This window comes from Pseudomonas sp. RIT409 (assembly GCF_003052515.2).
Taxonomy (GTDB): Bacteria; Pseudomonadota; Gammaproteobacteria; order Pseudomonadales; family Pseudomonadaceae; genus Aquipseudomonas.
On sequence record NZ_QARE02000014.1, the window covers coordinates 1 to 12,178 of the forward strand.

7 protein-coding genes are annotated in these 12,178 nt (G+C 62.6%); all 7 read left to right on the forward strand.

Annotation, left to right across the window (positions count from 1 at the left end; genetic code table 11):
- The first annotated feature begins 234 nt into the window (after nt 1–234).
- Nucleotides 235–5,787, forward strand: coding sequence for an AvrE-family type 3 secretion system effector (locus tag DBP26_RS17490; protein WP_108238897.1), 5,553 nt, complete (start codon nt 235–237; stop codon nt 5,785–5,787).
- Between the two features lie 151 nt (nt 5,788–5,938).
- On the forward strand, nt 5,939–7,153 hold the full coding sequence (locus DBP26_RS17495) for a methyl-accepting chemotaxis protein (RefSeq protein WP_108238896.1): 1,215 nt from the start codon (nt 5,939–5,941) through the stop codon (nt 7,151–7,153).
- Between the two features lie 9 nt (nt 7,154–7,162).
- Nucleotides 7,163–7,531 carry a response regulator gene (locus DBP26_RS17500; RefSeq protein WP_108238895.1) on the forward strand — a complete coding sequence of 123 codons (369 nt, stop codon included), beginning with the start codon at nt 7,163–7,165 and terminating at the stop codon, nt 7,529–7,531.
- Between the two features lie 23 nt (nt 7,532–7,554).
- Nucleotides 7,555–7,842, forward strand: coding sequence for an STAS domain-containing protein (locus tag DBP26_RS17505; RefSeq protein WP_108238894.1), 288 nt, complete (start codon nt 7,555–7,557; stop codon nt 7,840–7,842).
- Between the two features lie 40 nt (nt 7,843–7,882).
- Nucleotides 7,883–9,919, forward strand: coding sequence for a chemotaxis protein CheA (locus DBP26_RS17510; RefSeq protein WP_108238893.1), 2,037 nt, complete (start codon nt 7,883–7,885; stop codon nt 9,917–9,919).
- Between the two features lie 27 nt (nt 9,920–9,946).
- A complete protein-coding gene (locus DBP26_RS17515) occupies nt 9,947–11,599 on the forward strand; it encodes a methyl-accepting chemotaxis protein (RefSeq protein WP_108238892.1) in 1,653 nt (550 codons plus the stop codon).
- 33 nt (nt 11,600–11,632) lie between these two features.
- Nucleotides 11,633–12,172, forward strand: a complete 540-nt coding sequence (locus DBP26_RS17520) for a chemotaxis protein CheW (protein WP_108238891.1) — start codon at nt 11,633–11,635, stop codon at nt 12,170–12,172.
- Nucleotides 12,173–12,178 lie beyond the last annotated feature (6 nt).

Consider the following 12,178-nt stretch of genomic DNA (forward strand, 5'->3'; position numbering starts at 1 on the left):
TTTTTGGCAAGAACAAAATAGAGTCGCCCGCAAAGAGCGAAACCCCAGCTCCCAGCCCACGCGCAAACGGATCTGCCCCCAATCTCAACGGCACCCATCACTGGGCCATACAGGTCCCGACACCGAGGGCCGATCCATTGGCAAGCATGACGCCGACTCACGAACCGCTTCGTGGAACCGTCATCGACCGTGGGCCACTCAAGGGGACCGAATACATGGAATAGGTGGTTCCCGATGTTGCCCCCCGTCACGCGACCTGTAACCGCTGCCATCACCAGTACCACCCCCTCAATGGACGGTGGCACCCGCTCCGTGGCACAGCGTTCCGGCGTCAGCCCATGCGTCGCACCGGGCAGCACGTCACTGGCGACGATGGGACGCAGTGCCAGTCTGGATTTGCCGTCTTCCCGTCAACGTCGCGGCCAGGACGCCCGAGATGTGCCACGCTCGGTGAGGTCGAGCGCGTCGGCGCCCCATCTTGGTCGCTCGTCGGGGAGCGTGCCGGACAGCGCACTGGGGTTGCTCACCGACCGCATGGAGGCTCCGGAGCAGGGCACTTCCATAGGGCAATTGATGGATTCGCAGGCGCCCGGTAGGTTGCCATCCCATGCGCCCAACAGCCCGTTGCGCCAGCAAGTGCTGGACGCTGCCGCCACCCGCACTCGGCTGGGTGAGTTGTCCGACCGCATGGAGGTTCCGGACCAGGGCCCTTCGATAGGGCAGGTGATGGATTCGCCGGCGCCCGGTCGGTTGCCATCCCATGCGCCCAACAGCCCGCTGCGCCAGCAAGTGCTGGACGCTGCCGCCACCCGCGCCCGGCTGGGTGAGTTGTCCGACCGCATGGAAGCCCCGGACCAGGGCACTTCGATAGGGCAGACGATGGATTCGCCGGCGCCCGGTCGGTTGCCATCACACGCGGCCAACAGCCCGTTGCGTCAGCAAGCGCTGGACGCTGCCGCCACCCGCGCCCGGCTGGGTGAATTGTCCGACCGTATGGAAGAACCCGCTCACAGCCCCTCTATCCATCAGGCATTGGCTTCGTCAACGCCTGGTCCCTTGCCCACGCGTCCACCAATCAGTTCGCTGCGTCAGCAGTTGGCACAACTCGGACGGCAGCCAACGCCTCCCACGCCTCCGCCGCCTGTGCCCAATCCGGCTGCGACGGCGGCAGCGAACGCGCCGCTGGCCGGGCCGACCATGACCATGGCCTTGCACGATCACCAACTGCAGATGGGTGCCGAACCGCTGGATCACTTGGTCCAGGCGGTGCTCGGCAAACCGGAAAATCGCTTCCAGTTGCTTGACGCACAGCATCACCTGCTGCTCGACACAGACAACCGGCTGGTGCATGCCCACGCCGGTCCCGGTGCGATCACCCTGCTCAAGGGCAGCGTTGCACTGAGCAGTCCACTGCCACCGGACAACGGTCACCTGAGCGTCGGCAACCACGGCATTCAGGTTGGTCAGACCGCAGCGACGGCCACGGGCACCGGCCTGAAGCTGCCAGAGTCAGGGCTGCTGGCGCAGATCAACGGCGTGCATCAGGGGCATGGCAAACACTGGCGCACGGAGGATAAAAAGCTTTACCAGCTCACGGCGTCGGGGTGGGAGGCGCAAGACGCGGCCCGCGATTACAGCAGCCTGCACAGCCTGGGGCGCGATGCGGTGTACGGCATTGATGACGACGGCAAGGTGCGCGCCCTGCAAGACCCCCAACGACCTCTGGCCTTCCTGCACAAGGCCAGCGACGTCGCCAGAACGGCAAGCGGCGATCACCTGGCGATTACCAAGGAGAACGAGACATTCAACATCGAGTTGCTGCGGGGCGATGCGGCCAGCCAGGTTCAGCCCTTTGCCATTGCCGGGCGCACTGGCCCGCTCGGCAGCGGCGATGAACCCAAAGCGTTGGCCGTCGCCGGCAACGCCGTGTTTGTCGCCACCGCCAATGGCAAATTGCTGAGCGCCGATATCAACCAGTTGCCATTGTCGTTCAGCCAGGTTCGTGAGCAACCTTCGCTGGCGGCGTCGCTCGGGGCCCATCGTTTCACCGGGCTGTTCACCGACAGCGACGGTACCCTGCATGCCAAGGTCAAGGGTGCCAACGGTCAGGAACACGCGTGTCCGATGCAGGAAGGCAGCCAGGCCCGTCCTGCTTTCCAGCCTGGCTGGAACATGACACAGGCCCTGACACTGGACAGCCGACGGGGGCTGCCCGACGTCAAGCCGCCGACCCATGAGCAGTTGCACTTGCCCTACGGCAGCATTGCCGCACACGACAAGCAGTTGATGCTGCTGGATGCCCGAACCGGCCTGTGGAAAAAGGCCAAGGAAAAAGACCTGCAAGACGTGCAGATCGGTCAAGACAAGAACGCTTACATTGTGACCAAGGAGGGCGAGGTCAAGCCGTTGGCGGTCAATGAGCAATCGGCCAGCCATCAATTCAATGACGGTCCGGATCTGAACCTGCCGGGACGGACCACCGAGGTCAAGGCCGGTTCGGTCATGCCGGGGCTTGGAGGCATCAAGGCCGAAAAGATTGCGGTGCTCAACGATCAGCGCTTCGTCACCCTGAGCGAAGGCAAGCTGCGGGTGCACGATCAGAAGCGTCCCCGGCATCAATTGCCCGCGACGCCGGGAGGCGGGAAGGTCACCGCCCTTGCCACCGGTGGCAAGGACTTGTTCGCCCTCAGTGGCGGCAGCATCCATCGAATGGACGGTGCCACCTGGGCATCGAACGACATCACTCCACGTCGAGCGGACGCCTGGCAGGCAGTCCCCACTACGGGCCTGACAGGCGGCGCCATCCTTCAGATGCGCACCGGCAGCGACGGGCAGCTTTTGGCCAGAACCGCCGACGGCGAGTTCGCGCTGGACGGCAACGCCTGGAGCCGCGATAAGGCGAGCACAGCCAATGCCCCATCCAATCATGGGAGCTTCGGCGCGCTGAAGGATCGTGAAGCGTTGTTTGGCGTACCCACCGTAGGGCACCTGCCTAAACTCGACCCTACGGCCAAGTTCGACACCACGGTGTTTGGTCGTGGCAACGCTCAGCAATTGCACGCCAAGGAGCTGGCGCCCACCCAGCTAGGGTTTCTGAAGGCGCACCTGTTACCCAGCCGACTCTTGAAAACCCCGGCCATGCTCAAGGTGGCGGAAGATTACGTCGAGCATAAATACCGAGGCCGCGCCGGGCTGAGTGAGGTCTACCAGGCGCAAGAGGGCGCCCTGCAGGCCTTCGATCAACTCCGGACGGAACAGCGCGACTCGGGCAACCTCACCCGTTTGCCGACGCCATCTATCGGCGATCGCCTTCAGGCGCTCAAGACCCAACATGAGGACCCGGCCACTCAGGAGCTTCTGCAACTGTTCGAGTGGTTGAGCAAAGAGGTCACCGATAGTCTCCATTTGCAGCTACGCACCTTGGGTGAGCATTCACCTGGCATCGGCCTGAGTACTCGCAATCCGTTGAACCTCAACAGTGGCCCCAACCCTGGCTATCGGCCGTCGACCCGCGCGCAGGACAACTTCGTCGAACAACTGCACGGTGTGCTTCAGGAGGCAGGGTTGCCGCGTGACAACCCCGCCCGCCAACTGCTCGACCAGATGAGGTCGAACCATGTCGTGATCGAACGCTCATCCAGCAAATTGCCAGGCAGTCGCCGTGATGGTCACGACGACATGTCGCTGGTCAAAGCGCGGCTGGCGCACAACGCGGTGCTGTTTAATGACATCGAGGCGCAACTGACCGCTCTGGAAACGGCATTGGCCGGCGCAGCGCAACCCACCGCGCAGGCCGGCGCCGCTGCCAATGCGCAGCCGGATCCCGTGCAGACGGTCGCCGCCAATCTGGCGGACCTGCACAACCGGCAGTGGGGCAATAATCAGCTCAAGCAACTGACGGACGCCGGATTCAACAACCATACCCAGTTGGAAGCCGACTACGACGCACTCAAGAGCATCCTCAAGTACCTGCGCAAAGAACATCACCCGGTGTCGATGAACCTGCGCCAGGGGCTGGAAACCGATCAGGCGCGCATCGGTGAAAAATTGCTGACGGCCATCCGCGAGCTGGAGCCAAGAGAGAACATCAAGATCAACCGCGTCTACAGCGGCGGTGGCGCGGCGACCCTGGGGTTCGACGCGGGTATTGCGGTGTTGGGGCCTCGGGTGAGCGTCGATCCCGAGCGCACCTACGCGTTGACCCTTACACGCTTTGACCGAGGGCTGAAGGTGTCGATTGGTCGTGACGGAGCGCTCACCGTGGGGACGTCGATGATCGCTGGCGGCGTGGTCACCGGCAAGGACGCTGGCAACGCGGGCAACGTCCCGGGGAGCACGGAGGTGCACACTTCGAGCTCTGGCAGTGATCATGAACGGCACACGACAGTGGGTGGCCGTTTCGGTGGCTCGCTGGACGTCAAGAACAAATTCACTCAAACCCAGGCGCTCAGTTTTTTCGTGCGCGAGGACGAGTTGGACGCGTTCATTCACGACCTCACCTCCGCGCCACTGAACAGCAGCAAGAACCCGACCCAGGAAGGGCTGCGGCCCATGGCGCTGATCGACCGCGGCGTCGAGCACGAAGTGCGCACCGGGCAGAAATACAACCTCGACGTCGAAACCACTGCCGCTGCAGAGTTTCGCGTCAGCGTCGGGCAGACCAAAGCCAAACCGGTCTCGGGCTTCATGCGTTTCGGTGCCGGTCTGGTCGCCACTCAAAGCCTGCTTGGCGTCGAGCGTCAACGCACCGCCGGTCGCGGCGACGATGGCCTGAACACGCGCATCAGCAGCGATAACCGCGCGCGTTTCTTCGAGCAGACCAAACTCAACGGTTACGCGCGGCTGTTCGACACGGCGTTTGTCGCCCAGCCCGACGGCGCGTTCATTTCAGGCGGTATTCCCATGGGCATCAGTGCGAGTCTGGTGCTCAATTCCAAGACCGGGAAGTCCTTCGACTCCAGGTTCAAGGCCGCCTTGCCGCCGCAGCAGAGTGAAGTGGATGCGCTGGAAAAAAGCCTCAAGGAAGCGTTTCCCGACATCGAGCCCCTTCCCAAGGCCGACGAGGCCAGCAAACCGGACCCTCTGGCGCGCTTCACTGCATTGAGCACCGCCTATGGAGGGCAGGCCGCGACGGTGGACGACAGTCAGTACGCGGCGCTGAAAAGCTTGCGCCAGATGCAGCGCCAGGTCACCGCGGCAGAACAGGGTGGCGTGCTGATGACCATGATGGACATGACGATCACCCACAACAACATTCGACGCGTCGGCTCGGCCAGCAACACCAAGCGCGCTGTCGACTGGGCGACGCAGTATTTCAGAGAGGGGCATCAAGGCAATGCGGAAATCATCCAGGGCCTGATGGCCAAGGATCCGCATCTCAAGTCGCTGCTCGACACCTTGCAGAAGGGCAGTGGTACCCGGGCTGAAGTGATCCTGGAATTGCGAGACGACATCAAGGAACAGATCGAAACCGCCGCCGCCAATGGCACCCTGGACGATGAGCAACTGAAGCGGCTGGTTACCGACCGCAATAACTTGCGCATCAGCAGCATCGCTGTGTTCAAGGCAGCCACCAAGGAGGACTCTTTCGTGCTTCCCACCCCTTGGGTGAATTACAGCAGCAGTAGCTCGTTGAGTGTGGAGCGTCTGCAAGGCGAGGTGAATTTCGAGTACGGCAAAGATCAGCTCGAACCCAAGTCCTTCAAGCTCAAAGGCGAACGCGCGCGCAGCGCTGACACGTCGGCCAGGGTCATGGCCGAGAAGGGTGAGAACTGGACACCGACATGAGGGACCAGGCCGCGGCGTGAGCGATCACTCACGCCTCGACAGGTCATGAACCGGACGGAAGGTACACAGACGAGTCTCAAGTTGCGACACAGTGGGCAGATAACCTGTATGTCACTTTTATGTCTGCAACAACGTTCAAGGAACGAACTCCATGACCTCGTCTCGACACGACCGTCCAGCCTTTTCCGATCACCCGCGCTTCTTCAGCGGGGTCGCATTCATTCCGGTCGTTCCCGCCGTGGCGTGGATCCTCGCGCAGTCCACTTCCCTCGCCAACTGGATCGCGTCTGCCGCTCTGATCGCCATCAGCCTGATCGCCTGTGCCTTGAGCGCATCGAGGCACAAAGCCGTGCTCCAGTCGATGGAACAGGCGCGACAGACTCAGGCCGGTTCGCATGCACAGCACAGTGGCTCGGCCTCACGCACCCAGCTGGATGAGGTATTGCTGGGCGCGATGCCCATCTGGTCGCGGCAGGTAGAAAGTTCGCGCCAGCAGACCGAAGAAGCGATCGTCAGCCTGACCAGCCGGTTCACCGGCATCGCCGAGCGCTTGCAGGACACCGTTCAGGCTTCGCAGCAAGCCGCCGGTGAGCTGGACGGGCAAGGCTCCGAAGGGGCGCTCAAGGTGCTCGCCACCAGCGACACCGAACTGAGCCAGGTGATCGATTCCCTCAAGGCCAGCCAGACCAGCCGTGACCAGACCCTGGCCCAGGTCCGCGGCCTGACAGCCTATACGGGCGAGCTGCGGACGATGGCCGCCGACGTCGCGGCCATTGCCGCGCAAACCAACCTGCTGGCCCTGAATGCGGCCATCGAAGCGGCGCGCGCGGGCGAGGCCGGTCGAGGGTTCGCGGTCGTCGCCGATGCGGTGCGCAGCCTGTCGAGCAAGTCCAGCGAGACCGGCCAGCAGATGTCCGCCAAAGTCGACATCATCAATACCGCGATCACGCAATTGGTCCACGCCGCTTCCAGCAGCGCCGACCAGGACAGCCACTCAGTGGCCTCGTCCGAGAAAAGCATCCAATCGGTGCTCGAACGCTTTCAGACCATCACCGCCAGCCTGGCTGAATCCGCCGATCTGCTCAAACAGGAGAGCTACGGCATTCGCGATGAAATGACCGAGGTGCTGGTCAACCTTCAATTCCAGGACCGGGTCAGCCAGATCCTCAGCCACGTGCGCGACAACATACACGCGCTGCACGAGCATCTGGTGCAGGCCAGTCAGTCGCCCGATCAGGCCGTGGCCATCGATGCGCGCCAGTGGCTCGCCCGAATGGAGGCCACCTACGCCACCGACGAACAGCGACGCACTCACCACGGTGAGGCCGCGACGCAATCCAGTACTCAAGACATCACCTTCTTTTAGGAACACACCATGGCGAAGAATGTATTAGTGGTCGACGACTCCAGCAGCGTTCGGCAAGTGGTCGGTATTGCCTTGAAAAGCGCAGGTTACGACGTGATCGAGGCCTGTGACGGTCGGGATGCTCTGAGCAAACTCACCGGTCAGAAGGTGCACCTGATCATCAGCGACGTGAACATGCCGAACATGGACGGCATTACCTTCGTCAAGGAGGTCAAGAAGCTGGCCAGCTACAAGTTCACGCCCATCATCATGCTGACCACCGAATCGCAGGAGTCGAAGAAGGCCGAAGGCCAGGCGGCCGGCGCCAAAGCCTGGGTCGTCAAGCCGTTTCAGCCGGCGCAGATGCTGGCGGCGGTCTCCAAACTCATTCTGCCCTAACACGTTGCGCCAGGGAGGCAGCCATGCCGATCACTCACGAATTGGTCGATGACACGATCCAGGTGGCCATCGAAGGCGAGTTGACGATTTACACCGTCGCCGAACTCGCCGAAGCGCTCTTGCCCCACGTTGGTTCGGCCCCGAGCTTGGCGCTGGACCTGTCTCAGGTCACGGAAATCGATGGAGCGGGTGTGCAATGGCTGGCCGTGATCCACCGTGAAAGCGTCCACGAGGGCACCGCGCTGCGCCTGACCGGGCAAAGCCAGGCAGTCGCTCAGGCGCTGCAACTGTGTGGCCGTGCTGCGCTGTAGCAGCTTGACCACCGACCAGAGACAGACAAAGGAAGTCCAGGTGAGCATCAATCTCGATCAGGCACTGCAGACGTTCATCGTCGAAGCACGCGAACAGTTGCAAGTCATGGAGCAATCCCTGCTGCAATTGGAAAGCGAGCCGGACGATCAGGACAGCATCGGCGCGATTTTCCGCGCCGCACACACCATCAAGGGCTCCGCCGGCCTCTTCGGCCTGGAACCTGTGGTCAGTTTCACGCACATCGTCGAGGACGTGCTCGACCGCCTGCGCGATGGCAGCGTCGAGGTGGACGACACGCTGATCGCCGTGCTGCTCAGGTCCGGCGATCACATGCTGGAATTGATCGATACCGTCGCCGCCAAAGGTGAGACGCTCACGCCCGCCGCCCTTGAGCGCGAGGGGGCGCTGCGGCAGGCGCTGCTTGCCTACCAGGCCACCCACGAGGCCAATCGAGAGGTACTGGCCGTTGCGAGTGAGCCGAGCAGCGAAGCACGGCTGTGGCACCTGTCGTTACGCTTTGGGGTGGACGTTTTCCGTAACGGCATGGACCCGCTGTCGTTCTTGCGCTACCTGGGCACCCTGGGGGAGATGATTCAGGTGACGACCCTCACCGACACTCTGCCCGCGCTGGAAAGCTGGGACCCGGAAAGCTGCTATCTGGGCTTCGAGATCGATCTGCGGTCGGCAGCCAGCCACGCCAGCCTCAACGAGGTCTTCGACTTTGTGCGGGACGACTGCGAGGTCAGCATCGTGGCCATCGAGGACGCTGTGGCCGATACCGTCTGCGCTGACCACCCCCTGATTGCACCGGTCGAGGAAAGTCCCTCCGCAGCGCTCGCGCAACGCTCGCCGACCACCCGCGACGCGAGCAGCCGAGATGGCAATTTCGTGCGGGTCAACGCCGACACGCTGGACGAACTGATCAACCTGGTCGGTGAACTGGTCATTGCCAGTGCCGGCGCCAACCTGCTGGCGCGGTCGTGTCATCACGCGCCGTTGCAAGAGGCGACGTCGACGGTCTCGACCCTCGTAGAAGAAATACTCGACGGTGCCCTGCACCTGCGCATGATCCCGATTGGCGACACCTTCAACCGTTTCCGGCGCGTGGTGCGCGATGTCAGCCAGGAATTGGGCAAGGACATCGAGCTGAGCATCAGCGGAGCGGAAACCGAACTGGACAAGACGGTCGTCGAAAAGATCGGCGACCCGTTGATGCATCTGCTGCGCAACGCCATGGACCACGGTATCGAAAGTGCCGATGCACGGCGTGCTGCGGGCAAGTCGAGCAAGGGCCATCTCAGCCTCAATGCCTACCATGACTCCGGCAGCATCGTCATCGAAATCGCCGATGACGGCGCAGGTCTCAACCGCGAACGCATCCTGGAAAAAGCCCAGGCGCGAGGGCTGGTGGCCAGCGGTGCAGTCCTCACCGATCAGGAGATTTACAACCTGATCTTCGAGCCGGGGTTTTCCACCGCCGAAGCCGTGACCAACCTGTCCGGCCGCGGTGTCGGCATGGACGTGGTCAAGCGCAACATCACCCTGTTGCGCGGCAACGTCGAGCTGGACAGCCAACCGGGCCAGGGCACCTTGGTGCGCATCCGGCTGCCGCTGACGCTGGCAATCATCAACGGCTTTTTGGTCGGTATCGACCGCTCGACCTACGTCATTCCGCTGGACATGGTCCAGGAATGCATTGAACTGGATGAACACCAGCGTGAATCCGGTCGCCAGCAGGGTTACCTGGACTTGCGTGGCGAAGTGTTGCCGCTGGTGGACCTGCGCGCTCATTTCAGCCACGAAGGCCCTCCGGCCCGTCGCCAGAACGTGGTGGTGGTGCGCTATGCCGAGCACAAGGCCGGGCTGGTCGTCGATGACCTGCTGGGCGAATTCCAGACCGTGATCAAACCCCTCGGCAAGCTGTTCGGTGCACTGCGCGGCATCAGTGGCTCGACCATATTGGGCAGCGGAGCGGTAGCGCTGATCCTCGATGTACCCGCGCTGCTCAATCAAATCGTACAACTTGAAGCCCGCACCAGCCCGTCGCCTTTACCGGCATCGGTCGTTGCCCGCTGACGTGTGTGCACTACAAGGAGATTTTCGATGAAATGGTTTTACGATCTTAAGATTTCAACCAAGTTGGTTGGCTCGTTCCTGGTGGTCCTGGTGCTGACCGCCGCCATGGGGGGATACGCCATCCTCCAACTGGGTGCCGTCAATCAGGCTGCCCAGGACATCAGAGGCAACTGGATGCCGTCGATGCGTGCCGCCTCGGGCATGCGTTTCTTCATCGCCAGCTACCGCTTGCAAGAGTACCGGCATCTGGGCACCGACAGCAGCGATGAAAAGGTCCAGGCCGAGCGCGAAGCGGCAGACGCGGCGCAGCAGTTCGAAACCCGCGTCAACACCTACCAGCAACTGCTCTCGAATGACGAAGACCGTCAGTTGCTGGCGAGTGTCACCAGCGCATGGAGTGCCTACCAGGCCACCAGCAAGCGGTTGTTCGAGCTGTCCCGGCAGAACCAGACAGACCAGGCGCGAACGGTCTTCAGTGGGGAATCCAAGACTCACTACGACGAACTCACGAGCCGTCTGCAGAAAATGGTCGAACTGAATGCCGCAGGCGGCACCGCAGCCGGCGACAAAGGCACCGCGCTGTACGAAAACTCACGGCTATCGATCGTTGTGGCGCTGGTAGTGGCGCTGCTGATCAGCCTGACACTGGCGCTGCTGATCGCACGGATCGTTTCTCGTCCGCTGCGCCAAGCCGCGAGGGCGGCCGAACAACTGGCCGAAGGCAACCTGAACGCTCACATCGAGCCGGGTGCGAAAGATGAAACCGGCATGGTACTCAACGCCATGCGCAACATGGTCGGCAAGCTGACGCATATCATCGGAGAAGTCCGCAACGCGGCCGACAATCTGGCCAGCGCGTCGGAGCAAGTCAGCGCCACGGCCCAATCGATGAGCCAAGCCACCAGTGAACAGGCCGCCAGCGTCGAGGAGACGAGTGCGTCGATCGAGCAGATGAGCGCCAGCATCAATCAGAACACCGAGAACGCGAAGGTGACCGATGGCATGGCCAGCAAGGCGGCCAAGGAAGCCACCGAGGGCGGCGAGTCGGTTCAACAGACCGTGGTGGCGATGAAGAAAATCGCCCAGCGCATCAGCATCATTGACGACATTGCCTACCAGACCAACCTGTTGGCGCTGAACGCGGCGATCGAAGCCGCTCGGGCCGGGGAGCACGGTAAAGGGTTCGCCGTTGTTGCCGCTGAGGTGCGCAAGCTGGCCGAGCGCAGCCAGGTCGCGGCCCAGGAAATTGGCGAGCTGTCGTCCAGCAGTGTCGACATGGCGGAAAAAGCCGGTCAGTTGCTGGGGGAAATGGTCCCGTCCATCAACAAGACGTCCGACCTGGTGCAGGAGATCAGTGCGGCTTCGGAAGAGCAGGCCGCGGGCGTCGCTCAGATCAACACCGCCATGACCCAGCTCAATCAGGTCACCCAGCAAAACGCGTCCAGCAGCGAGGAACTGGCGGCCACGGCCGAAGAGATGAACAGTCAGGCGGAACAATTGCAGCAGGCCATGAGCTTCTTCGTCCTGGATTCCAGCCCTCGCGCCGCCGCGCCGGCCGGCCCGCAGGACGGTGCCGCAAGCATGCCGCGTCAGCCCGTGCGCAAGGTGCAGCCGCCGCGCAAGGCCGTGGCCTACGCCATGGAAAGTACATTGGACGAGTCGGAATTCACCCGTTTCTGATCGCAGACGCGAGCGGGTCACAAGGAGAACGAAATGGGCGCAGTGATGACGACGCGTGATGCAGCGGTTGGCGAAGACGAAGGCGCGCAGTACCTGACCTTCATGCTGGGGGGTGAAATGTTCGCCCTCGGCATTCTCGGGATCAAGGAAATTATCGAGTATGGCAGCCTGACCGTGGTGCCGATGATGCCGGACTTCGTGCGCGGCGTGATCAATCTGCGCGGTGCGGTGGTGCCGGTGATCGATCTGTCGGCCCGCTTTGGCCGGGCGAACTCAGCGATCACTCGACGCTCCTGCGTGATCATCCTCGAGGCAGGTTCCGGAACGGGTCAGGCGCAGGATGTCGGGTTGCTGGTCGACACCGTCTCGGCGGTGCAAGAGATTCCGGACGCGCAGATCGAGCCGCCGCCCAACTTCGGCGCACGTATTCGTGCCGATTTCATTGGTGGGATGGCGAAGGTCGATGGCAAGTTCGTGATCGTGCTGGAGGTGGACAAGGTGCTCTCCCTCGACGAGATGTCCAGTCTTGCGGAGGCCGCTCAAACGCCTGCTCTCGATTTCAATCCACGCTAGGGTCGA